At 43.6% G+C, this 24,963-nt stretch carries 17 protein-coding genes, 2 pseudogenes and 1 other annotated feature; of the genes and pseudogenes, 15 read left to right on the forward strand and 4 right to left on the reverse strand.

The window, feature by feature from the left end; genetic code table 11:
• Nucleotides 1-96 precede the first annotated feature (96 nt).
• The 8 genes from hemA to ysxE all read left to right on the forward strand — a co-directional run bounded on the left by hemA (nucleotide 97) and on the right by ysxE (nucleotide 9,990).
• Complete coding sequence (gene hemA / locus LC048_RS04270) at nucleotides 97-1,443, forward strand: glutamyl-tRNA reductase (RefSeq protein ID WP_226603907.1); 1,347 nt, start codon at nucleotides 97-99, stop codon at nucleotides 1,441-1,443.
• A 15-nt stretch (nucleotides 1,444-1,458) separates the two neighbouring features.
• Nucleotides 1,459-2,292, forward strand: a complete 834-nt coding sequence (locus tag LC048_RS04275) for a cytochrome C assembly family protein (protein WP_226603908.1) — start codon at nucleotides 1,459-1,461, stop codon at nucleotides 2,290-2,292.
• Between the two features lie 13 nt (nucleotides 2,293-2,305).
• Nucleotides 2,306-3,241 carry a hydroxymethylbilane synthase gene (gene hemC, locus LC048_RS04280; protein WP_226603910.1) on the forward strand — a complete coding sequence of 312 codons (936 nt, stop codon included), beginning with the start codon at nucleotides 2,306-2,308 and terminating at the stop codon, nucleotides 3,239-3,241.
• Between the two features lie 32 nt (nucleotides 3,242-3,273).
• Nucleotides 3,274-4,014 carry a uroporphyrinogen-III synthase gene (locus LC048_RS04285; protein WP_371932040.1) on the forward strand — a complete coding sequence of 247 codons (741 nt, stop codon included), beginning with the start codon at nucleotides 3,274-3,276 and terminating at the stop codon, nucleotides 4,012-4,014.
• Between the two features lie 3 nt (nucleotides 4,015-4,017).
• Nucleotides 4,018-4,998, forward strand: a complete 981-nt coding sequence (hemB, locus tag LC048_RS04290; protein ID WP_306049524.1) for a porphobilinogen synthase — start codon at nucleotides 4,018-4,020, stop codon at nucleotides 4,996-4,998.
• Nucleotides 4,999-5,069: 71 nt separating this feature from the next.
• Nucleotides 5,070-6,362: a glutamate-1-semialdehyde 2,1-aminomutase gene (gene hemL / locus LC048_RS04295; RefSeq protein WP_306049526.1), complete on the forward strand. Its 1,293-nt coding sequence runs from the start codon at nucleotides 5,070-5,072 to the stop codon at nucleotides 6,360-6,362.
• A 1,191-nt stretch (nucleotides 6,363-7,553) separates the two neighbouring features.
• Nucleotides 7,554-8,708, forward strand: a complete 1,155-nt coding sequence (gene spoVID, locus LC048_RS04300; protein ID WP_306049528.1) for a stage VI sporulation protein D — start codon at nucleotides 7,554-7,556, stop codon at nucleotides 8,706-8,708.
• Nucleotides 8,709-8,952: 244 nt separating this feature from the next.
• Entirely contained in the window at nucleotides 8,953-9,990 is a 1,038-nt protein-coding gene (ysxE, locus tag LC048_RS04305; protein ID WP_226603924.1) for a spore coat protein YsxE, read from the forward strand.
• A 16-nt stretch (nucleotides 9,991-10,006) separates the two neighbouring features.
• Here the strand turns inward: ysxE and LC048_RS04310 are convergent, their stop codons facing one another.
• The gene (locus LC048_RS04310; protein ID WP_226603927.1) at nucleotides 10,007-10,201 is read right to left on the reverse strand and encodes a hypothetical protein; all 195 of its coding nucleotides are present in this window, start codon (nucleotides 10,199-10,201) and stop codon (nucleotides 10,007-10,009) included.
• 180 nt (nucleotides 10,202-10,381) lie between these two features.
• Nucleotides 10,382-10,625: a binding site (T-box leader), on the forward strand.
• Nucleotides 10,626-10,841: 216 nt separating this feature from the next.
• Here LC048_RS04310 and LC048_RS04315 point away from each other — a divergent pair.
• From LC048_RS04315 to LC048_RS04325, 3 genes and pseudogenes are all read left to right on the forward strand, one after another.
• Nucleotides 10,842-13,481 (forward strand): annotated as a pseudogene (locus LC048_RS04315) (valine--tRNA ligase).
• Between the two features lie 67 nt (nucleotides 13,482-13,548).
• A pseudogene (locus LC048_RS04320) lies at nucleotides 13,549-14,863 on the forward strand (bifunctional folylpolyglutamate synthase/dihydrofolate synthase).
• Nucleotides 14,864-14,949: 86 nt separating this feature from the next.
• Complete coding sequence (locus LC048_RS04325; RefSeq protein ID WP_226603936.1) at nucleotides 14,950-16,662, forward strand: sensor domain-containing diguanylate cyclase; 1,713 nt, start codon at nucleotides 14,950-14,952, stop codon at nucleotides 16,660-16,662.
• A gap of 43 nt (nucleotides 16,663-16,705) precedes the next feature.
• Here the strand turns inward: LC048_RS04325 and LC048_RS04330 are convergent, their stop codons facing one another.
• From LC048_RS04330 to LC048_RS04340, 3 genes are read right to left on the reverse strand one after another with little or no spacing between them, the layout of a single operon-like run.
• Nucleotides 16,706-18,259, reverse strand: a complete 1,554-nt coding sequence (locus LC048_RS04330; RefSeq protein ID WP_226603938.1) for a hypothetical protein — start codon at nucleotides 18,257-18,259, stop codon at nucleotides 16,706-16,708.
• 5 nt (nucleotides 18,260-18,264) lie between these two features.
• Complete coding sequence (locus LC048_RS04335; RefSeq protein ID WP_226603940.1) at nucleotides 18,265-18,816, reverse strand: PulJ/GspJ family protein; 552 nt, start codon at nucleotides 18,814-18,816, stop codon at nucleotides 18,265-18,267.
• The gene (locus LC048_RS04340) at nucleotides 18,813-19,229 is read right to left on the reverse strand and encodes a prepilin-type N-terminal cleavage/methylation domain-containing protein (RefSeq protein ID WP_226603942.1); all 417 of its coding nucleotides are present in this window, start codon (nucleotides 19,227-19,229) and stop codon (nucleotides 18,813-18,815) included. The genes LC048_RS04335 and LC048_RS04340 overlap by 4 nt, the downstream gene beginning before the upstream one ends.
• Nucleotides 19,230-19,415: 186 nt before the next feature.
• Here LC048_RS04340 and LC048_RS04345 point away from each other — a divergent pair, with 186 nt between their 5' ends.
• The 4 genes from LC048_RS04345 (at nucleotide 19,416) to LC048_RS04360 (ending at nucleotide 24,954) form a co-directional block, all read left to right on the forward strand.
• Nucleotides 19,416-20,879, forward strand: coding sequence for a hypothetical protein (locus LC048_RS04345; RefSeq protein WP_226603943.1), 1,464 nt, complete (start codon nucleotides 19,416-19,418; stop codon nucleotides 20,877-20,879).
• A gap of 172 nt (nucleotides 20,880-21,051) precedes the next feature.
• Nucleotides 21,052-21,864 carry a PRC-barrel domain-containing protein gene (locus tag LC048_RS04350; protein ID WP_226603945.1) on the forward strand — a complete coding sequence of 271 codons (813 nt, stop codon included), beginning with the start codon at nucleotides 21,052-21,054 and terminating at the stop codon, nucleotides 21,862-21,864.
• A 321-nt stretch (nucleotides 21,865-22,185) separates the two neighbouring features.
• A complete protein-coding gene (locus tag LC048_RS04355; protein ID WP_306049532.1) occupies nucleotides 22,186-23,277 on the forward strand; it encodes a G5 domain-containing protein in 1,092 nt (363 codons plus the stop codon).
• Between the two features lie 15 nt (nucleotides 23,278-23,292).
• Complete coding sequence (locus LC048_RS04360) at nucleotides 23,293-24,954, forward strand: GspE/PulE family protein (protein ID WP_226603957.1); 1,662 nt, start codon at nucleotides 23,293-23,295, stop codon at nucleotides 24,952-24,954.
• Nucleotides 24,955-24,963: the final 9 nt, after the last annotated feature.

Below are 24,963 nucleotides of genomic sequence, written 5' to 3' on the forward strand. Positions count from 1 at the left end.
ACAGTTGTTCACATTTACATCATTTAAAGGTAAAAAACGTCATGTATAATTGCCTTAGCCAATTATGCAATTTCTATGTGGGGGTGTCAATTAATAATGCATATTATCGTTGTCGGTCTAAACTATAAAACTGCCCCTGTTGAAATCCGCGAAAGATTGACATTCAACGAGGGAAACCTTGGTGAAGCGATGAGTGCCCTTCAGGAAAAGAAGAGCATCCTAGAGAATGTCATCGTATCAACGTGCAACCGTACAGAAATATATGCTGTCGTGGACCAGCTTCACACTGGCAGATATTATATCAAAGAGTTTTTATCTGAATGGTTCGGAATCCCACAGGCAGAATTTACGCCTTTCCTGTTCATTTACGAACAAGATGGCGCAATTGAACATTTATTTAAGGTTTCTTGCGGCTTGAATTCCATGGTTCTGGGTGAAACTCAAATACTTGGACAAGTGCGCTCAAGCTTCATGCTTGGCCTTGACAAGAACACGACCGGAACGGTCTTCAATCAGCTATTCAAACAGGCAGTCACAATTGCCAAGCGCGGCCATTCCGAAACAGATATCGGAGCGAACGCTGTTTCAGTCAGCTACGCAGCTGTTGAACTTGCCAAGAAGATTTTCGGCTCTCTTGATCAAAAGCATGTGCTGATTCTTGGTGCAGGCAAGATGGGCGAGCTTGCGATCCAGAACCTGCATGCAAATGGCGCGAAGAAAGTGACGGTCATCAACCGTACTTACCAGAAAGCTGAGGATTTGGCTAATCGATTTTCCGGTATGGCCAAAACTATGGATGAGCTTCAGACTGAGCTGGTGGATGCAGATATCCTGATCAGTTCAACAGGTGCGAAAAACTTTGTCGTCACAAAGGATATGATGGCAAAGGTCGAGCAAATGAGAAAAGGCAAACCATTATTCATGGTCGATATAGCTGTTCCGCGTGACCTTGACCCGGAAATTGCGACGCTTGAAAATGTGTTCCTCTATGATATCGATGATCTAGAGGGTATCGTTGAAGCGAATCTGCAAGAACGCCAGAAGGCTGCAGAGAAAATCCTGATCATGATAGAAAGTGAGATTGTCCAATTCAAACAGTGGCTCAATACGCTTGGCGTCGTTCCTGTCATCTCTGCATTGAGGGTCAAAGCCCTTTCAATCCAGCAGGAAACGATGGACAGCATCGAACGGAAATTGTCACATCTATCTGAACGTGATATTAAAGTGCTTAACAAGCATACAAAGAGCATCATCAATCAGCTCCTAAAGGATCCAATCCTGCAGGCGAAAGAGCTTGCTGCTGGACCTGATGCAGATGAAGCACTGAATTTATTCGTGAAGATTTTTAATATTGAACAGCTCGTCGCTGAACAAGAAGGAATGAAAACGGCTGAAACCAAGCAGGTAAAAGTTCCTTCGCCTCAGGCTTCTTTTCAGTCGTAAGAGAGGTAGTTGCCCATGGGTGAACTTTATATTACGCGTCTCCATGAAATAACCATTGTGATTTATGCGGCAAGCGTGCTCTTATACTTTATCGATTTTCTTAACAGTAACCGGAGGGCAAACAAAAGTGCCTTCTGGTTACTTGCATTTGTTTGGGGATTCCAGACGATTTTTCTGTTATATTATATGGTCGACAAAGGCCGTTTCCCAGTCCTGACGCTCTCTGAAGGACTTTACTTTTATGCGTGGGTACTCGTGACGCTGTCGCTGGCGATCAATAAACTATTAAAAGTAGATTTTATTGTCTTTTTTACAAATGTGCTTGGATTTATCATCATGGCGATCCATACCTTTGCACCGGTGCACTATGACTCCAATGTCATGTCCGAACAACTGATATCAGAGCTTTTGCTCATTCATATCACCATGGCGATCCTGTCATATGGGGCATTCTCTATTTCAGTGGTCTTTTCACTGCTATACCTTATTCAGTATGACCTTTTAAAGCGGAAAAAGTGGGGTAAGCTGTTATGGCGGATCACCGATTTAACGAAACTTGATTATTGGTCATACATATTGAATGTCATCGGAGTGCCGATGTTAATCCTGAGCCTCATCCTCGGTCTTCAATGGGCGTGGATCAAAGTACCTGACCTTGCCTGGTATGATGCCAAGCTGCTCGGTTCATTCATCGTTCTCGCAGTATACAGCATTTACCTATATTTAAGGGTTGGAAAAGAAATGTATGGAAGAGCACTTGCGCTATGGAACGTCGCTTCGTTCCTGATTGTTTTAATAAATTTTTTCCTTTTCGGAAAATTATCATCTTTCCATTTTTGGTATCAATAATTAGGAGGCTGTCATGAGGAAAATTATCGTTGGCTCCAGACGGAGTAAGCTAGCATTGACACAAACAAATTGGGTAATTGAACAGTTAAAGAAATTGGGTGCTCCTTTTGAATTTGAAGTAAAGGAAATTGTCACAAAAGGAGACAAAATTCTCGATGTGACTTTATCAAAGGTCGGAGGAAAAGGCCTTTTTGTAAAAGAGATTGAACAGGCTATGCTCGACAAAGAAATTGATATGGCTGTCCATAGTATGAAAGATATGCCTGCAGTACTTCCAGAAGGGCTTGTCATTGGGGCAATTCCTGAGAGGGAAGACCACCGGGATGTGCTGATTTCCAACGGCAATGTACTTTTAAAAGAATTAAAATCAGGTTCAGTAATTGGCACAAGCAGCCTTCGCAGGAGCGCTCAGCTATTGGCTCAACGCCCTGACCTTGAAATGAAGTGGATCCGTGGAAACATTGATACAAGGATCTCTAAGCTTGAAACGGAAGACTATGATGGCATAATCCTTGCTGCTGCCGGTTTGAAGCGTATGGGATGGGCTAGTGATACAGTAACCGAGTTCATTGATGAGGATATTTGTGTACCTGCTGTCGGCCAGGGCGCACTTTCAATCGAGTGCCGCGGCGATGACGAAGAGCTTCTTCAATTGCTTGAAAAATTCACTTGCGCTGAAACAAGTGCGACGGTTAGAGCCGAAAGAGCATTCCTTCACAAGATGGAAGGCGGCTGCCAGGTACCGATTGCCGGTTATGCGCATCTTAACGATAACGAAGAAATCGTTCTGACAGCACTAGTCGGTTCTCCAGATGGAAAGACGATCTTCAAGGAGATTGTAACTGGAAAGAATCCAGAAGAACTTGGTGAGCTTGCAGCTGATAAATTGATCAGCCAGGGAGCGAAAGACTTGATCGACAAGGTAAAACAGGAGCTTGATAGTGAATGATTCCGGCGCATTCGCTCCAAAATAAAACAGTCATGATTCCTAGGGGAAAGGCTCACGCGAAGTCTTTCTCCGATATGGTTAAAAGAAATGGAGGGATTCCCGTGGAGATCCCTCTTATTGCCTTTCAGCCTGTTGCGGCTTCTAATAAACTACATAATACTCTTGCGAATTTACATACCTACGATTGGATAATTTTTACGAGCAATGTAACTGTGGAGACATTCTATTCCTTCATGAAAAAGGGACAGGCTCTTCTGCCTAAAAAAGCTGTGATTGGGGAAAAAACAAAAGAAACTCTTGAAGACATGGGAGAAAAGGTAGACTTCGTTCCAGCAGAATATGTTGCCGAAGGATTTATTGATAAGTTCTTACCATTTGTCAATCATGGCGAGAGGATCCTGATCCCAAAAGGAAATCTAGCCAGGGATTATATTTCCACTTCATTGAAGGAAAAGGGCGCAATTGTCGACGAAATCATAATCTACGAAACGTTCCTGCCCGAGGAAAGCAGAACCAAGCTCGTTAAGATGCTAACAGAAGAAAGTCTTGATATACTTACATTTACAAGCCCTTCGACGATTGATCATTTTATGAAAATCGTAGAGGAACATAACTTAGGGGGCAAGCTGGATCATTGCATCGTTGCCTGCATCGGTCCTGTATCCAAAAGGATGGCAGAGCAGCGGGGATTGAAGGTCCATGCCATGCCAGAAAAATACACCGTTGAAGAGATGCTGAAAAGCGTTGCCAATTTTATGAATATTGGAGGGTAATCCATGAAACACCTTGAATTCAGCCGACACCGCCGTCTTCGCCAAACAGCGAATATGCGCGCCCTTGTACGTGAAAACTATCTTCGCACTGAAGACTTGATCTACCCGCTTTTTGTCGTTGAAGGAGAAAATGTAAAAAAAGAAGTTTCTTCAATGCCGGGAGTCTATCAATTATCCCTTGATAACTTAAAAGAAGAAATGACTGAAGTAGATTCTTTGGGCATTAAATCCGTGCTTCTTTTCGGTGTTCCTGACGAAAAAGATGAAGTAGGCTGCCAGGCGTACCACGACCACGGAATTTTGCAGGAAGCGATCCGTGTCATCAAAAAGGATTTTCCTGAGATGGTTGTCATCGCCGATACTTGCCTTTGTGAATACACAAGCCATGACCACTGCGGCGTCATTGAGGATGGCAAAGTTCTTAACGACCCTTCTCTTGAGCTGTTGGGAAAGACTGCCGTCAGCCAGGCACAAGCCGGCGCCGATATCATCGCACCATCAAACATGATGGACGGATTTGTTGCAGCTATTCGTTTTGCTTTGGATGAAGCAGGATTCCATGATGTGCCGATCATGTCCTACGCAGTAAAATATTCTTCTGCCTTTTACGGTCCATTCCGTGAAGCGGCTGAGAGCACACCACAGTTCGGTGACCGCAAATCCTACCAGATGGACCCTGCAAACCGTATTGAAGCGATGCGCGAAGCTGAATCAGATGTCATCGAAGGAGCAGACTTTCTTATCGTCAAACCGGGCATGCCTTACCTGGATATCGTCCGTGACGTAAAAAATAACTTTAACCTGCCTGTTGTTATCTATAATGTCAGCGGTGAATATTCAATGGTCAAAGCAGCAGCTCAAAACGGCTGGGTTGACGAGAAGAGCATCGTCATGGAAATGCTGACAGGAATGAAGCGCGCTGGATCAGACCTGATCATCACCTACCATGCGAAGGATGCAGCACGCTGGCTGAAGGAACAATAATTGATAAAAGGTCCTGGTATTTTGAGGTATCTTGAGAGGCACGTAGCCAATTAATAGAAATGAGGGATAGTATGCGCTCATATGATAAATCGATAGCAGCTTTTAAAGAAGCGACAGAACTTTTGCCTGGAGGAGTTAACAGCCCCGTTCGCGCATTCAAGTCTGTCGATATGGATCCTATCTTCATGGAAAAAGGAAAAGGTTCAAAAATCTATGACATCGATGGCAATGAATATATTGACTATGTATTATCATGGGGACCACTGATTCTTGGCCACACGAACGAAAAGGTGGTTGAAGGAATCAAGAAAGTCGCTGAGCTTGGGACAAGCTTTGGTGCACCAACAGTTGTTGAAAATGAACTTGCTCAATTAGTTATTGACCGTGTACCTTCGATTGAGATGGTAAGAATGGTTTCTTCCGGAACTGAGGCGACGATGAGTGCATTGCGCCTTGCTCGCGGGTATACTGACCGAAACAAAATCCTTAAGTTTGAGGGCTGCTACCATGGACATGGGGATTCATTACTTATAAAAGCTGGTTCAGGCGTCGCCACGCTTGGTTTGCCTGACAGCCCTGGTGTTCCTGAGGGAGTTGCCAAGAACACGATTACAGTACCTTACAATGATCTTGAGAGCGTCCGTTACGCATTTCAGCAATATGGTGATGATATCGCCGGCGTGATCGTGGAACCAGTAGCCGGGAATATGGGAGTTGTTCCTCCTGTTGAAGGCTTCCTCGAGGGACTTCGCGAAATCACTACACAATACGGGACGGTTTTGATTTTTGATGAGGTCATGACAGGATTCCGCGTAGGCTACCACTGTGCACAGGGTTATTACAATGTAACACCTGATCTGACTTGCCTTGGAAAAGTGATCGGCGGAGGACTGCCAGTGGGAGCTTATGGTGGAAAAAGAGAAATAATGGAGCAAATAGCCCCAAGTGGTCCTATCTACCAAGCTGGGACTTTATCAGGCAACCCGCTGGCGATGACAGCTGGCCTTGAAACATTGAAGCAGCTGACTCCTGAGTCATACAAAGAGTTTGAGCGCAAAGCTGACATTCTTGAAAATGGTCTGAAGACTGTGGCTGAGAAATACGGAATTCCGCACACAATCAACCGTGCAGGCTCGATGATCGGCATCTTCTTCACTAATGAAAATGTCATCAACTATGACGTGACCAGACAATCAGACCTGGAGTTCTTTGCAGCCTATTACCGTGAAATGGCTAATGAAGGAGTATTCCTTCCGCCATCACAATTTGAGGGATTATTCCTCTCAACAGCACACACAGACGAAGACCTGGAAAAAACAATACAAGCAGCTGAAAAAGCATTTGCCAAGCTGCAAAATAAATAATTGGTATGACACTCTCCGTTTATGGGGAGTGTTTTTTTTTGGGCGTGGGCAGCATGGTTCGGACAAAATCCAGTTATCTTCCCGTCACTTTGTCCGAAGTAAGCCCATGTTCGGACAAAACCTGGTCATGATCTTGTCACTTTGTCCGAAGTAGGGTCAGGTTCGGACAAAACCCGGTCATGATCTTGAAACTTTGTCCGAAGTAGCATCAGGTTCAGACAAAACCCAGTCAAGATCTTGAAACTTTGTCCGAAGTAGGGTCAGGTTCGGACAAAACCCAGTCATGATCTTGTCACTTTGTCCGAAGTAGGGTCAGGTTCAGACAAAACCCAGTCATGATCTCATAACTTTGTCCGAAGTAGGGTCAGGTTCGGACAAAACCCGGTCATGATCTCGTAACTTTGTCCGAAGTAGGGTCAGGTTCGGACAAAACCCAGTCATGATCTCATAACTTTGTCCGAAGTAGGGTCAGGTTCGGACAAAACCCAGTCATGATCTTGTCACTTTGTCCGAAGTAGCATCAGGTTCGGACAAAACCCAGTCATGATCTTGTCACTTTGTCCGAAGTAGCATCAGGTTCAGACAAAACCCGGTCATGATCTTGTCACTTTGTCCGAAGTAGCATCAGGTTCGGACAAAACCCAGTCATGATCTTGTCACTTTGTCCGAAGTAGCATCAGGTTCGGACAAAACCCAGTCAAGATCTTGAAACTTTGTCCGAAGTAGGGTCAGGTTCAGACAAAACCCAGTCATGATCTTGTCACTTTGTCCGAAGTAGGGTCAGGTTCGGACAAAACCCGGTCATGATCTTGTCACTTTGTCCGAAGTAGCATCAGGTTCGGACAAAACCCAGTCATGATCTTGTCACTTTGTCCGAAGTAGCATCAGGTTCAGACAAAACCCAGTCAAGATCTTGAAACTTTGTCCGAAGTAGGGTCAGGTTCGGACAAAATCCAGTCAAGATCTTGAAACTTTGTCCGAAGTAGGGTCAGGTTCGGACAAAACCCGGTAATGATCTTGTCACTTTGTCCGAAGTCTCCCTGGTCTTAATTTTCTTCAATAAAGATTCCCTTCAAAACAATCCCTCTCCAACTCTTTTTATGTTCTAAATTATCATAAAAGTAAATACAGACTCATAAAGTGTTAATGACATAGTGATTTTACGTTTAAGGAATGAAAGGAGGAGTCGCTTTGTCTCAGGGGAATCAATCGTGCCTGCGATTTTCATTAGAAGAGTCAGTGTGGTTTCAAAGAGGACAGGAAGTCGCGGAGCTTGTCTCGATTTCACTCGATCCGAGCATAACCATCCAGGAGAATGAGCAATACGTATCCATTCGCGGATCGCTGGAGTTGACTGGGGAATATACATGTCATGAACAGCAGCAAGAGAATGATGAACAGCTCTCTGCTCTTAAGTATGTCCATTCTGTCATGGAGCGGGAAGAGGGGGTGTATGAATTCCTTCACCGTTTCCCTGTGGATATCACAATCCCCAAAAATCGGATTGAAAGTATTTATGACATTGATATCCAAGTGGAAGGATTTGATTATGTTTTTCCTGAAAAAGACCGCCTGAAGCTGAACGCAGATCTTGCTATCACAGGATTATACGGCGAACAGCAGCATGAGGCTGATCAGGAAGAAGCGGAGGAACTGGAGGTCAGTTACCGCGAGGAGGCTACTGCAGAGGTTGAGGCTGAAGCCTTTGCAGATGCAGTTAGCGATAGAACAGAAGAGGATGCTGAAGCAGACTTCCCAGAAGCGCCGACCTATTCTTTTGTTCAGCAAAATGAAACCTTAAATCATGAAGAACAAGATTCCTATGAAGAGGAATTGTATGCACCATTCAGGGCAGAAGCAAAGAAAGAAGCAGATGCCGAAGCAGCATCTGAACCTGAACTGCAAGATCAAAGAGAACACCAGCCAGTTCCTGAATATGCTTTAAGTGACTTCAGAGGTGAGCCCGAGCCTGTTGCAGAAGTAGAAGTAGAGCAGGAGGAAGTTGAAGTCGAGCTGGAAGTAGAAGACCAGACTGAGGCTGAAAATATCCCTGCAGAAGTGGAAGAATCACCGGAAAGCTCATCTTCACCAGTATTGAAAAAGAAAAAACCGAATATGAAGCAAGGTATTTCCATCGCAGAATTTTTGGCGAGGAAGGAAGAAGAAACAGAAGTTGCCAAAATCAGAGTGTGCATTGTCCAGCAAGGCGACTCACTCCAATCGATTTCTGAGCGCTATGAAGTACCGGTGCAGCAGCTTTTGCGGGTGAATCACTTAAGCATCGACCATGAGGTCCATGAAGACCAGGTTCTATATGTTCCGGGAGTAGCGGTTCACAATTCGTAAAAGACTATAAATTTTTTCTGCTGAGATTAGAGCCTGGCTCCATTGCCTAGTCCTTTGACTCGCTTCGGGGCTGAACGAGGCGCTTGCGCTTTTTGTTCTGTAGCAATCTTGTCCAAAAGAAGGCTGGTTGTCAGGGCTGGCTTGGCTGCTGGCTGGGATTGCTATAGCTTTTAGTATGGGCAGGTGTCTAACACCTGCCCAGCTCTATTTATCGATACGAAGTCTAGAAAGTAGGCGAGATCCAATGGATGATCGCAATTTTTTAAAAGAAGAATCCGCAGTGTTAAAGCAGTACCCTATAGATCCGTATTTTGCTGAGGACTACGGCAAAGTGAAAAAAGTCTATTCGAAGTCAGGGACATTCGCTCTGAAAAAAATACACCCGTATGAGGGGTCGGATTTTATCAGGCATATCCAGCATCTCTATCAAAAAGGCTATAACAGGATTGTTCCGGTCTATCCGGCAAACGACGGGCGATATGCAGTTTTGTATAATAAGTCACTGTATTATTTAATGCCCTGGATGCCGAATGAGACAAGGGAGGACCAATCACAAAGACATCAACAGTTGTTCAGGGAACTGGCGAGGATGCATACTTTGTCAGTAAAGGAAATGGAAATCAGCATGGAAGTTAAGCAAGAACATTACGAAAAAACGTTAAAAGAATGGGAAAAGGAAGAAGAATTCATTAATGGATTCTTAGAAAGTTGTGAGAACAGGATATATATGTCTCCGTTTGAACTGACCTTTTGCCTTTATTACATTCAAATCAGTCAGGCAATCCAGTTTGCAAAGCAGAAACTTGAGACCTGGAATGAAAAAACGAAGGAGCAAAAGAAAACGAGGACCGTAACGCTTCATGGAAAAGTCTCTCCAGAACACTTCCTATTTGATGAAAGAGGATACGGGTATTTCATCAACTTCGAGAAGGCGCGGCAGGGTTCGCCGATTCAGGATCTGCTGCCGTTTTTAGCAAGATCGCTGAAGACACAGCCGAAGTATGGAGATGAAATCATCGACTGGATTTATGTCTATCTGAAGTATTTTCCGTTCCGTGAGGATGAAATGCAGTTATTCATGAGCTATCTTGCTTTTCCATCGGGGGTTATCCGTGTCGCGGAATTATACCATCAGCGTAAGGATGAAGTGGATGAGAGAAAGTTTGTCCAAAAGCTGCAGCGACAGTATTGGCTCTTGAGTAACACGGGTTATGTAGTAACCAAGATAGACGAACTAGAGAAGCAAAAGGAGCAGGCAAAACAAGAAGGAGCCCAGAGCTAAAAGATGCTCAGGCTCCTTAAATCATGTCGAACTTTATTGCCAGTGCAATCAAAATGAAAATTGATAGCAAAAATACATCAAAGGTCGACGGAAAAAAAAGGGTGCGGATTCCCTGGAAAACACAAAAAGGAATAATGAGCTGAGCACATACTGCCCGTGCCGTCCTCGCCCACTTAGGGAGTGTATAAGGATTATACCTTCGTCTCTTCATCGTCATCCCTCCAAACAATCTGGTATCCCTTTTTCCAGTCTATGAGTGACTTGCCCAAAATGTGCTTATTGCTCGCACATTAAGATGCAAAAGGTATAAAATAATAAAAAATAGGAAATGATGATTGACGTCAATCCACTTTTTTGGGTAGTATATCTAATATACAAAACACATTCATAAAGCAAAGCTTTGACAGGGAATAGTACATGAGCAGCCAGCTTGAAGAGAGGGAGTCCAGTAGCTGAGAGGACTTCTAAGCAGGAACCATGGAAGGTCGCCCTTGAGCATCGCCTGGGAACGGAGTGACTCCCAGTAACAGGCGACGGTGAAGAGCCGTTATCCAGATTTGAGCCAGCAGCTGAGATGTTTTTACCGTTGCTGGGAAAAAAGGTGGTACCGCGAACATACTCCATTCGTCCTTTTAAGGCGAATGGAGTTTTTTTATTTTAAGATAAGAAAGTATAAATTTTCACTTTGAGAATTGTCTAGCTCCAGCGCCTAACCTCTAGAGTCGCTTCGGTTCGCTCAGGTGAAGTCAAAGAACGACTTCACTGGTCGGACCTCCAGCGCTTGTCGGGGCTGAACAAGGCGCTTGCGCTTTTCTAATTCAAGGAAATGTATTTGAATGGAGGAAAAACTGATGGAAGAGAATTTGTCAATGCCGACTAAATACGATCCGTCTTCGATTGAGCAAGGACGTTATGATTGGTGGATCAAAGGGAAATTTTTCGAAGCGAAGGACGATGAAACGAAGAAGCCTTATACAATCGTGATACCGCCGCCAAACGTAACTGGGAAGCTTCACCTGGGCCATGCGTGGGATACAGCGCTTCAGGATATCCTTACACGAATGAAGCGGATGCAGGGCTACGATGTTCTATGGCTTCCAGGTATGGACCATGCGGGCATCGCGACACAGGCAAAGGTTGACGAGAAACTTCGCAGCCAGGGCATCAACCGCTACGAACTTGGCCGTGAAAAGTTCTTGGAAGAATCATGGAAGTGGAAAGAGGAATATGCACAGCATATCCGCACACAATGGTCAAAGCTAGGATTAGGGCTTGATTACAGCAGGGAACGCTTTACATTGGATGAAGGGCTTTCAGATGCAGTTAAAGAAGTTTTCGTTTCTTTATATCGCAAAGGCTTGATTTACAGGGGTGAATACATCATCAACTGGGATCCGGCAGCGAAAACAGCTTTATCTGATATCGAGGTTATCCATAAAGATGTCCAGGGTGCATTCTACCACATGAGATATCCTCTGGCAGACGGCAGCGACCATATTGAAATTGCGACGACAAGACCGGAAACAATGCTCGGAGATACTGCTGTTGCGGTACATCCTGAAGACGACCGTTATAAGCACCTGATCGGCAAAACGGTAATCCTTCCAATCGTCGGACGTGAAATTCCGATTGTTGGTGACGATTATGTCGATATGGAATTCGGCTCTGGAGCCGTAAAGATAACACCTGCACACGACCCTAACGACTTTGAAATCGGCAACCGCCACAACCTTGAAAGAGTCCTCGTCATGAACGAAGATGGCTCAATGAACGTAAGGGCCGGTAAGTATCAGGGCATGGACCGCTTTGAATGCCGCAAGCAAATCGTCAAGGACCTTCAGGAGGAAGGTGTACTTTTCAAAATTGAAGAGCACATGCACTCGGTAGGACATTCTGAGCGAAGCGGAGCAGTAGTTGAGCCGTATCTATCCACTCAATGGTTCGTTAAAATGCAGCCGCTTGCTGATGAAGCCATTGCGCTTCAAAGCAAGGAAGACAAAGTAAACTTCGTCCCTGAGCGTTTTGAAAACACTTATATGCGCTGGATGGAGAATATCCGCGACTGGTGTATCTCCCGTCAGCTTTGGTGGGGCCACCGGATTCCAGCCTGGTACCATAAAGAAACAGGCGAGGTATATGTTGACCATGAGCCACCTGCAGACCCTGAAAATTGGGAACAGGACAATGACGTTCTTGATACATGGTTCAGTTCAGCACTATGGCCATTCTCGACAATGGGTTGGCCGAATGAGGAAGCGGCGGACTATAAGCGACACTACCCAACCGATGCACTCGTAACGGGTTATGACATTATCTTCTTCTGGGTTTCCAGGATGATTTTCCAGGGACTTGAGTTCACTGGCCAGAGACCATTCAAGGATGTACTGATCCACGGACTCGTTCGTGCAGAAGATGGCCGCAAGATGAGTAAATCACTTGGCAATGGTGTTGACCCGATGGATGTCATCGACCAGTACGGAGCTGACTCACTCCGCTACTTCCTGACAACAGGAAGCTCGCCGGGACAGGACCTTCGCTACAGCACGGAAAAGGTAGAAGCGACCTGGAACTTCGCCAATAAAATCTGGAATGCATCCCGTTTTGCCTTGATGAACATGAACGGCATGAAGTACGAAGAAATCGATTTGAGCGGCGAGAAATCCGTTGCAGACAAGTGGATTTTGACAAGGCTGAATGAAACAATCGAGACTGTTACAAGACTTTCAGACCGTTACGAGTTTGGTGAGGTTGGCCGAGCGCTTTACAACTTTATCTGGGATGATTTCTGTGACTGGTATATTGAAATGGCAAAGCTTCCGCTATACGGTGAGGACGAAGCTGCTAAGAAGACAACAAGATCGATTCTTGCCTACGTTCTTGATAACACCATGCGCCTGCTTCACCCATTCATGCCATTCATTACGGAGGAAATCTGGCAGAACCTTCCTCATGAAGGGGAGTCCATTACGATCGCAAGCTGACCAAAGGTTGACCCGGCTCTGACTGATAAAGAGGCAGCAGACGACATGAAGCTTCTTGTTGAAGTCATCCGTTCTGTTAGGAATATTCGCTCCGAGGTGAACACGCCGCTCAGCAAGAAGGTTGATATGTTCCTGAAGGCAAAGGATGAAAAGACATTACGCATGCTGGAAAACAACCGCGGTTACATTGTCCGCTTCTGTAATCCGGAGAACCTTGAAATCGGGCTTGAAGTCAATGCTCCTGAAAAAGCGATGACAGCAGTCGCTACAGGACTCGAAATCATCATGCCGCTTGAAGGCCTGATCAATATCGATGAAGAAATTGCCCGCCTTCAAAAGGAAAAAGAGAAGCTCGATAAAGAGGTAGAACGAGTACAGAAGAAGCTGTCAAACGAAGGCTTTGTCAAGAAAGCTCCTGAAAAAGTTATTGAAGAAGAACGGAGCAAGGAAAAAGACTACTTGGAAAAACGTGCAGCAGTCGAAGCACGCATCAACGAATTAAGAAACTAATTTAAGTTCAAAAATTTGAAGGCGAACCAGTATTGGTTCGTCTTCATCTTGAATTGAGGTGTGTTACATGTTTGATACATATGAACAGGCAATCGAGTGGATCCATGCAAGACTGAGACTTGGAATAAAACCAGGACTTTCAAGAATGGAATGGATGCTGGAAAGGCTGGACCATCCTGAAAGAAGGATTAAAGCGATCCACATCGGGGGCACTAATGGAAAAGGATCAACCGTCACTTTTCTTCGCTCGATCCTGCAAGAAGCAGGATATAGAGTTGGAACTTTTACATCACCATACTTTGAGCAATTCAATGAAAGAATCAGCATCAATGGCCAGCCTATAAAGGATCAGGAACTGATTGAGCTGACCAATGTGATCAAGCCTCTGGCAGATGAATTGGACCAGACTGAACTTGGCGGACCAACCGAATTCGAAGTCATCACGGCAATGTCTTTCTATTACTTTGCGAAGATGTCCCCTGTTGATGTAGCCGTTTACGAGGTAGGACTCGGCGGCCGCTTCGATTCAACCAATGTCATTCATCCGCTGCTATCGATCATCACTAGCATAGGGCTGGATCACACGGCGATACTTGGTGATACATATGAACAGATTGCTTTTGAAAAAGCTGGTATCATTAAGAATGGTGTAAGCGTCATTACGGGAGTGAAGCAGCCTGAAGCACTGGATGTCATTCAAAAAAAAAGCGGTTGATAGCGAGTCCCCTCTGTACCATCTTGGCGATGAATTTTCCACAAGTACAAGAGTGACTTTAAAACGTGGAGAACAGTTTTCATTCTCCAGTATGTTCGGCCAGCTTGCGAAGCTGGAAACATCGATGATTGGTTCACATCAAGTAGACAATGCAGCCTGTGCTGTAATGGCCAGCCAGGTTCTTGCAAACTACTATTCGTTTATGATCGAGGAAGAGCATATAAGGAACGGCCTGACTCAAGCATACTGGTCGGGCCGGCTTGAGATTTTAAGTGAGAATCCTTTTGTCCTGATCGATGGCGCGCATAATGAAGAAGGAATAAATGCTCTGGCAAGTGAAATTAACTCCCGATTTGCCGATAAAAAGATTAGCATTCTTTTTGCGGCTCTAAAAGACAAGAAATTGGACAAGATGATTGAGACTCTTGAAGATGCTGCAGATCACCTGACTTTCACATCATTCGATTTTCCACGGGCCGCTTCAGCGGAAGATCTAATGGAAGCTGGAAGCAACAGCGGAAATAAAAACATCGCAAATGATTATAAAAGCTATCTCGATAAGAAGATAAATGAAATGAACAAAGATGAAATTTTAATTATCACAGGGTCTCTCTACTTTTTATCAGAAGTGAAGCCCTTTATCATGAACGTGTTGAAAAATAATTAAGAAAATTATGCCCATTATACAAAAGATTTGCTAATATTTAAATGAGTAAGACTTTTTACCTAGATGAAAAAGGAGGTGGATAGGCGATGATTAGCTCTGTGATCAAAAAATCTATTTGGTTTGCCTGGCTGTTGATAGTTCCAGTCGGAATCTGGATTACATATCAAGTCTATCCACCTGCACAAGTGAGTATATGGGAAGTCATCCCGTTTATTATCCTGATGAGCGTTGTGGCTGCGATGCCGCTCGTTGTCAACAATACCCCTATTTTCTTAATACAATGGGTATCGCTAGCAGTTTTCCTGAAATACGGTATTTTCATAGAAATGGTGTTGATGCAGGTTTCTGTCCTGATTCTTTTAATCAGGATCAGGGTTCCAAAAGCTGATGTGCACAAATTCCCACTAAATTCATTGATGTTCTTCTTTGTTTCGCTATTTAGCGGTATGTTGTTTTACGCGTTAGGCGGAACACATGGTGAGCAGCTATCATCAGATCCATACTATTTATTCCTTGGAGCTGTGTATGGTATTAGCAACTTTGGCATCAATACGTTTATTCTGGTTTCAATCCAGGCACTGCTGTTTAAGCTGGAAGGTCCATACTTTGGAAAAGACTTCATTTGGGAAACCGTAACGACCTTAATCACTTTTCCAATCGGGTTTGTTCTATACGAACTAAGCAAGGACATGGGCCCAATCGCCTTGCTATTCGTCGGAATACCTTTTGCAAGTTTGTCTATTATCCTCGGTCTCTATTATTCAAGCGATAAAGTAAATCAATTTTTGCAGAGTGCGGCTGAAATAGGGCACCAGTTGGCGGAAAGACTAAAATCAGATGATGTACTCGACCTCTTTGTTCAAAAGCTCATTGAGATGCTTCCGGTTGACTATGCCTATATTTTGGATGTGGAAGAAGACAGAGAATTAATACTCATTCATAAGGTGGAATTCGGGGAAGTCCTGGATCCGGTATCCGAGCGCCTTGAAAAAGGAAAAGGAATAAGCGGTCTTGTTTGGGAAGAGAAAAAGCCTGTTCTTTTCCATTCGAAAAAGCAATGGAAGCATATTAATTCAGGCTATATTCCGGCAGGTGCTGAAAGTATCCTTGGTGTACCGATCGTCAGGAACAACCAGGTAATCGGTGTCCTTGTCCTGGCCGCAAACAAAAAAAGGGCATTCGAAAAATCACAGCTGATGATCATCGACATCCTTTGTTCCCATTTTGCGGTGGCGGTGGAGAATGCAAGGCACCACGAGAAAACAAAGGAAAATAGTGAACGCTGCGCATTAACGGGATTATACAATTATCGATATTTCGAAAACATGCTGACTGCCGAATTCGAAAAATTGCAATTTGGCCACAGGAACCTTTTATCACTCATCCTGCTCGACATCGACCACTTCAAGTCCGTCAACGATACATACGGCCATCAAAGCGGTAACGAGATATTAATAGAGTTAGGAGAACGACTGCGGAAAAGAATTGGCGGAATCGGCACTGTTGCCCGCTACGGAGGCGAAGAATTCGTTATCCTCCTGCCTGAAACGATGAAAGGCGATGCCCTTAAACTCGCAGAACAAATCAGGCTGCTGATCGCCAACGAGCCATTCACTCTGCTGCAATCGATGGACGAAGAAGGAAAGCAGCTCCTGGTCAATATCACAGCCTCAATAGGAGTTGCAACAGCACCTCAAGATGCGGACGACTCTTTGGCATTAATCAGGCATGCGGACCGGGCATTGTATGTCGGTGCAAAGCGATCCGGACGGAATCGGGTTGCAGAATATGTGAAATGAAAAAAAGAAGCGTGGAGCATATCAAATCATATGCTCCACGCTTCTATTCGTATTCGGTATCAAGGATTTCAACGCTTAATTCACTGCTGACGGGTATACCTGTCGGCGGGTTCAATATCAAATCTTTCTTATATATAACGGATAATCGTGAGGACTCAGGCGGCAAGCCATCCTGATTAGATTCAAAAATCAGGCTGCTCCCAGAACCTTTTTTTGTTTTTCCTTTAACAGCATTTAGTATAATGTCTTTTCCGTATATACCGCCTGTTATTTTCAAGTGAGATCCAATTCCGTAGATTTCGAGTTGAGAGTTAGAATATAGAAAGGCGTTAATGGGTTTCGGCAGATCATTATATAAGTTGTTGTTGGAAACTTTGATATCTCCTTCAGCGAGCAATAATAGTGTTCCAGGGTCATTGTTGGTGAAGTTTGCAACATCTATATTTCCCATCACATAAATGGAACCATTTGTATTCAAATTATTTTGGATATCCAATGAATATCCGAGGTACATTTGCCCTGATAAGGTGAGATTACTTATAGTGACAGGAGATGAAGATTTCCCTTGGATGTAAATATAATCGTTTGGGTTTTGAGTCGTAATTGTGCCGCTTAGTTCAGCATTCCCCTTTACTTTTAAGGATCCATTAACCTCAAGCCTGCTTCCCTCTTTCATAACGAGGTCATTGTTAATTGTATAATTGCCAGTCAATCTAACTGTTTCATTGGCATTGACATTTAGGGATCCAAGTGTCTTCGAGGAAGAAAGATTTCCGCTCTTCTTAAGTATCATGGCTGCTACATCCACTTTTTCAACTGGCAGGGAGTTTACTGGCATTCTAGGAACAACAGAAAAATATTTTTTTAATTCAACTGGAGTAGGAGAGAAATTTTGGAATACAGGAACATAGTAGTAACCAAAAAACCAATTTCCCCTTCGGTCCATATTACTTAATCTATTGTGATTCCCTAATACCGTAAGATTTCCGTTTAGTGCTGGGAATGATGTTTTTTCATATAGGTTAATTCCATCTACGTACTTTCCGTAATTGCTGCTATATAAGTTGCCCCCTACCCTGACATCCCCTTCAATATACGCAGCGCCATTCAATACCAAATCCCCAGGAGTAACCGTGCTGTATTTAAAGACGTTGTTGATGGATGAGATGAGAATCGTTCTTGTAGCGAACTTTCCGCTTGTCCCGACTGGAGTTTTAATGGTTACCTTTTCTTGGTAAATTCCTTCTGATCCATCTTTAATTGTTTGGGTCTGGATTGTATAAGGGAGTGTTCCCAGGCTTTTAAGGTTGTTCAGACTGTTATTAAGTCTCGAAACGACAGCATCGATTAAAATCGTTTTGTTTTTTATATCTTTATTCAATTCCTCTACTTCTCTATCGATCTGTGCCATCGCTTCTTCAATTGCCATGTCCGTTGCCGATTTCACCTTCACTGATTGTTCATTTACAGTCACATGTTTTACAGAATTGACTGTGATGCCCATGACCATAAGACCTACGACACTTAAAAGCGTCATGACCATGAGGACAACCAACAGCGAATACCCTGATTCATTCCGCAGGAATAATTTCTTCATAACGATCACTCACTTTGCAGTCGGTAGATTTTCTCTATGATTTTTGTGTTTCCAGTCTCGTTTTCTTCAAATTGGAAAAGGACATGCAGCGCTTTTTTCTTTTTACTGCCACTGACAAGTTCTGTTACCTTAAAAGTCGTCTTTTTCATTGAAACTAATCTGGAGTTCAATACTTTTGATGTAACTAGTATGCCATTCTCGTAAAACGACATATGAAGATCATCGCTCTTAATCTCGAAAGTTGTCAGTTGTGTCACTGACTGCAGTTTCCCTGATGAGTCGAGGTCCGCTTTCTTGTTGGATAGCTCCACCTTTTTTAGTGGAGTATCTAAACTAACAGTATTGATTCCATCGATATTTTTCATTAACGCATCAAATTGCTGTGTGACCAAAACAGCTTCATTTCGAAGGTTGGTGTCAGATAAAGTGGATTTTGTCGAAGTCATGGAGGAAAAGAGTATGGAATAGGCTACTCCGGCGATGATTGATGAAATGGTAATGACCATCAGGACCTCTATAAGTGTCAACCCCTGTGATTCCTTCAATATCCTTTTCATTTACGTCTATACCCTTCTAAAATCGTTTCTTTTTTTACACCATTCTCCATCGTGTACACCTTAACGGTCAATAACAGAACGCGGTCACTCAATTTATAATTGTTGTGCCTGGCTACCGATAACGTCGCGGAGTAGTTCCTGTCCACCTGGTTGTCCAGCCCGAGTGTAGCCTGGATGTTAATGTTTTCTGTTGCTCCTGTCTTGGACTGGAGGAACGAATATTCCATATCTTTGTAGACGTTCAGAAGGCTTTCTGCCAACTGGACAGCTGTATACTTATTCGACATGCTCTTTGTGTGCTGTGCGCTGCTTAGTATGTAAGAGCTGACTACTGAAAAAATAATTGAAATGATGACGATCGAAGCCAAGACTTCGATCAAAGAGATCCCTTTTTCATTCGAAAGTTTGTCCATTCAGCCTCACCTAGTAAAAAAGACTTAGTCCCTATTTGATTTTGCAAGGAAACTTGTGTTATTTTGTCACGGCTTCTTTCTTTATACCTAAGTTTATTATACAATATGTAAAGTAAGAAACTTGTCTTTTTTTATCATATTTACGATTTATTTGCAGAATCTTCTCTAGTGAAACGAGGTGAAGAAATGAATCCATATATTATTACACTGATTGGAATTGGACTACTGGGGCCTGTCATATTCTTTGTGCCTTCCAATATAGCCGTGAAAGGAAAATGGGTCCTCTTGTTTGCCTCCTTTATCATAGCTGAAACTGGGGTGCTGGCATTGAACATCTTTCCATACTGGCAGGCAGCGGGTGTATTCTTGCTTCTTATCATTTTGACCTCGTATCTATTACATAATCGGGCGGGCAGTATTTTTATCGATTCAGCCGAAATGGAAACGGGAGCTGCGAAAGAAAAAAGTGATGAACCTGAAATGTATTCTCGTGAACAAGAGTTTCTTTCAAAGGAAAGTCATGATAAGGATGCAACCATCATGGATGAAGAATTTACGGAAAGTGACAAGGCCAGGTATTTGATGGTTGAATCAGTTGAGGGAGAATCCGGAGCTGAGCAATATGAAACAGATATCACGCCGGGCAACAGCGTTAAACTTGACGATACGGACATATTGCCAGAAGAAATTATGGAACTTGCAGAAGAAAACCAGGACACAGAAGGCAGCACCGAACTTGATGAACCGGAGGTATTTCCGGGGACAATCATGGAACCTGGCGAAATGTACATGGATATGGGTGACAGCAGCGAAGTTGATGAATCGGGTACAATGGCGGGAGATAACTCTGAATACATAATAGATGGACGATTGGATGCAGATGTTATGGAATACATTGAAGAGGTTCAGGAAGAAAAGTCCAGAGAAAGTAGCGAAGAGTCTAGGTTGGTGCCTGAGATTACGGATGAAGAGTCAGATTCCCTAACTGGAGAAAGCAAAGAACAAGAAGGGGAGAATTCTTATCTGGCTTCAATCGAAAAAATGCTTGAAGAAGGAGATATGTATGATCTCGATGCATTTGAATCCGGCACAGAACCGTTCGATAGCACTGACATCAAACAGAATGAGTTAACTGAAGAATTGGAATCCTTAGCGGAAGAAGCTGAGGACGCAGACCAAGAGTCAAACAACTCGCCAAATTCCGAAGAAACGGACTCTATTATACAAGCCGATATGGACAGTGAAGACATTGTTCAGGAAGAATGGGGTGAAATGCCTGTTCCTAAAGAAGATACCACGCTTGAGGATGGCGGTGAAGAAGACATATTGTCTACAGCAGTAGAGGGAATTTCAAATTCCTTGCAGCGCAAAGAATTGAATAATCTTATTATTGAATCACTGAAATTTGCTCAATTTGAAATGGACCTAGAAAGCTATATCAGCCTCCTTGAAAATCAGCTTCAAAAAGAACTGCCGGTCCAAATGAACTATGAAATTGCTCTCATGCTCATTCATGCGTTCTTCAAAGCTGGTCAATTCAGCAAATCCATGGACGTAATTGAGGAAATGAAATCAGAACTTGGTCATTTGCCAGCTGTTTCTTTAGAACTTGAAACACTTTTTAGGAATGTTAAAAAGTCCATGCAATAAACCGATATACATTATTGAAAACGATTTACATGATCAATAATGGATGTCACATAGTTTTCGATTTTTATCCCGCCTGCCTATGATTAAATAGCGCAAGCAATTAAATAGAATAGAATCTATTCAACAAAAGCTGTATGGCAAAATAATTAAATGATTAGGTGTGGTGAACGCAGTGAAAAACAGCAATCAAATTTTAGGTCTTCCAATCATCAGCATAGCTGATGGCGGAGAAGTTGGTAAAGTTAAATCGTTAGTCATCAATCCAGACAAAGGTTCTGTGGATTTTATCACGATTGAGCACGAAGACTGGCAAGTAAGCGTAAAAGCTATTCCTTTCAAGAAGGTAATTGGAATAGGTGAGTATGCTGTAACAGTCGATAATGAAAATGCCATCATCGATTTGAATGAAATTCCGATCGCTAATCAGCTTGTTAATAAAAAAATCAAAATCCTCAATACAAAAATGATGACAAGAAAAGGTGAACTGATCGGTGAAGTAAATGAATACTTTCTGGACGATAATACCGGAGACATCATTGGTATGCTGCTTACGACTAAAGATAAGCAAGTAGCATTGTCTTCTGAAGCCGTCATTACTTTCGGCAAGGACATCATCATCGTTAGTGAGGATGCATCTGGCCGGTTCTTGAACTCCCCGGAAGAATTGGATGGGTCAAGTGATGAACTTGGCGAATTAGTGGAGCTTGATGCCGAGAATGAATCGAAAGCTGCAAAACAGGATGTAATGGATGAAATTCAGCAAGTGGAGGCTCCTGAATTATACGATGAGCAAGAGATGGTAGCTCTAAGGAAAAAACAGGCATTATTATTAACTGGAAAAAAACTGACCAAGGATGTTTTTGATCATGACGGAAATCTCCTGTTTTCAGCAGGAACGGTCCTTAACAATGAAGATGTAGTGAAAGCCCAGGAAGCAGGGTCAGGAATTGTTGTTGAAATCTCCATGAATATTGAAGGCAGATAAGGAGGTTATTTCGCTTGAAAAACCAGCAGGGGCCTGAAGCTGTTTTTTATTCTCACTTGCTGTACTTCCTTTCTTGTAGCTTTCTCTCAAGTTGGAGCCTTTGCTTTTTCCTCGATTTCAGGAGATAGCTTTTCGAATGGGATACAAATTTCAACTATTGATTTAAGCGGGAAAACTGCTTCGGAAGCAGCTCCTCTTGTAAAAGAAGCCGTTGGAAACTGGGAAGAAGCCCAGACAATCAAAATCGTTTATAGAGGAAAAGAGCAGCCGCTAGGAAGTGGCAGCTATCAATTCTTCGTCGAAGAAAGCCTGCAAGCAGCTGTGCCTGGCAATGTCATTTTAAAGGTAGAGGTGACCAGGGAAAAGCTGCTTGAATCAATTGGCGCAGTAGCACCGGGCCAATCCGCCGGCAATTTCGGCATCGAAGAGATTTCTAATGAGATTATCTCGCAAGCCAGTATCTTGTCAGGTGAATCTGTAACGATTGATTTGCAAAACTATGAAATTGCCAGTGCAAAAGAAAAAACTAGTTTAGCAGTTTCAAAGATTAGTCTTCCGGCAGAAACAACTGGAGTAGCAGAACTTTTGGAAGCTCTCGGTGTGATTACGATATCTCCCGTCTCTCAATTTTCACTGAACCAATTCATGAAGGAACAGGAACAGCTTCAAGCTGATCCGGTTTTGTTGAACATGGTTGCATCATCAATATATGAAGTGTTTTTAAAAGCGAATTTCAAAGTGATCGAGCGGCATATAAGCACCGACGTCCCTGGCAAAGAGCGAATTGGCTACGATGTTAAAATATCTAAGGGCAGCAATATGGATTTGGTGGTTTTTAATCCGAATGAGCAGGAATACAATCTTGAATTATCCATCGAGAATAGCAGCCTTGCAGTAAAATTAATCGGGGTTCCTTTTACAGGGAATTTTGAAGTGACTGTGGAAACAGAGGAATTCAAGCCTAAGACCATTAAGCGGTACAACCCTTTACTGAATCCTGATGAAAATAAGGTGGAACAGGAAGGGAAGAATGGCTTGCTAGTAACTGTCACAAGAAAAAGCTTGGATAGTGAAGGGAAATTAATAAATACCGAGTTGATATCTGAGGACTTTTATCCCCCAGTACACAAAATCGAAATCAGCGGCCTTAAGCCAGAACCTACCAATACAGCTCCGAATTTATCCAGTCCGGAAACCATCGTCCTCCCTGGACAGGACGTTTCTCAAGGCGGAACAGGATCTGAGCAGCAGGACAGTGGTGCGACACCTCCACCTGCAGCTAATGGCGCTGTAAAAGCCCCTGTCAATACTGGTCCAGAGGAAGACGGGAACAATGCTGACAAAGACAATCAGAGTGGTACTGGTCAAGATGATGGCGGAATTTGGGGAAAACCGGATGAAGATGAAAAATAATGGGGGGTGTGCGTGATGATCCAGACGAGAAAAAGACTAGGTGATTTGCTGATAGATGCCGGACTGCTCACAGAGGATCAGCTTAAGTCTGCCCTTGCTGATAAGCCTAAGGGACAGAAACTTGGTGATGCATTGCTGCAAAAAGGCTTCATCACTGAACAGCAATTGATTGAAGTGCTGGAATTCCAGCTCGGCATCCCTCATATCAGTCTTTACCGTTATCCCTTCGACCACAGTATTTTCAGCTTGATTTCAAAGGATATCGCCAAGCGCAACCTGGTGATTCCGCTGAAAAAAGAAGGCAATAAACTTTTTGTCGCAATGGCGGATCCGATGGATTTTATTTCTGTCGATGATTTGCGGCTGTCTACAGGATTTCAAATTGAGACTGCAATCGCGACGAAGGACGATATCATAAGGGCAATTAATAAGTACTATGAAGTCGATGAGGGGTTCGAAGAGTTTTCGAGTATGAACCCTGCATCGGAAACAGTGACTGAAGAAAATATCACCGAAAGTGATTCACCGATCGTCAGGGTAGTGAATCAGTTGCTGTCAAGTGCGGTATCCGCAAAAGCGAGTGATATTCACATCGATCCCCAGGAGACCAAGGTTGTAGTCCGTTACCGAATCGATGGGGTGTTGCGAGTTGAGAGGGTGCTGCCGAAAAATATGCAGAGCGTTTTGACCGCTCGCTTAAAAATCATGGCTAACCTTGATATCACTGAAAGCCGCACACCTCAGGATGGAAGGATAAAAACGAGCCTGGATTTCCATCAAGTCGATCTTCGTGTTTCGACTTTGCCAACCGTTTACGGAGAAAAGATTGTTATGCGTATTCTCGATTTAGGAAGCTCCCTTAATGACTTGGATAAGCTTGGCTTCAACAAAGTTAATTTGTCGAGATTTACTAATATGATCAATAAACCTAACGGAATTGTCCTGATCACCGGTCCGACTGGCTCCGGTAAATCCTCAACACTCTATGCGGCATTGAACCGGTTGAACAGCGAGGAAGTCAACATCATTACGATTGAGGATCCAGTTGAATATCAGCTGGAAGGAATCAACCAGATTCAGGTGAATTCAAATGTCGGAATGACATTTGCTTCAGGGCTGCGAGCCATTCTCCGTCAGGATCCCAACATCATCATGGTCGGGGAAATCCGTGACCGTGAAACTGTTGAAGTCGCAATCAGAGCTTCGCTGACAGGCCACCTGGTTCTGAGCACTCTTCATACGAATGATTCCATCAGCACCGTGACAAGACTCATCGATATGGGAGTCGAACCATTCCTTGTTGCTTCATCGGTCAGCGGCATTGTGTCTCAAAGACTGATCAGGAAAGTGTGCCGTGATTGCGCCGAGCAGCAGGTTCCAACCGTAAGGGAAAAACAGATTTTTGCCAAACGGGGTTTGGGAATTGAGAAGGTCTGGAGAGGACGAGGCTGCTCTTCATGCAATATGTCCGGATATAAAGGAAGGATTGCCATCCATGAGGTACTGCAAATCAATGATGAAATGCGGCGCGTGATTATGAATGAGGAATCGATTGTCCGTTTGAGGGAAATTGCTGTTAAAAACAAAACCATTTTCTTGCTTGATGACGGCTTGCTAAAAGTTAAGCAGGGACTGACGACGACCGAAGAAGTTTTAAGAGTAGCGATAGCGGAATAGGTGAAAGCT

The organism is Mesobacillus subterraneus (assembly GCF_020524355.2).
Taxonomy (GTDB): Bacteria; Bacillota; Bacilli; order Bacillales; family Cytobacillaceae; genus Mesobacillus; species Mesobacillus subterraneus_C.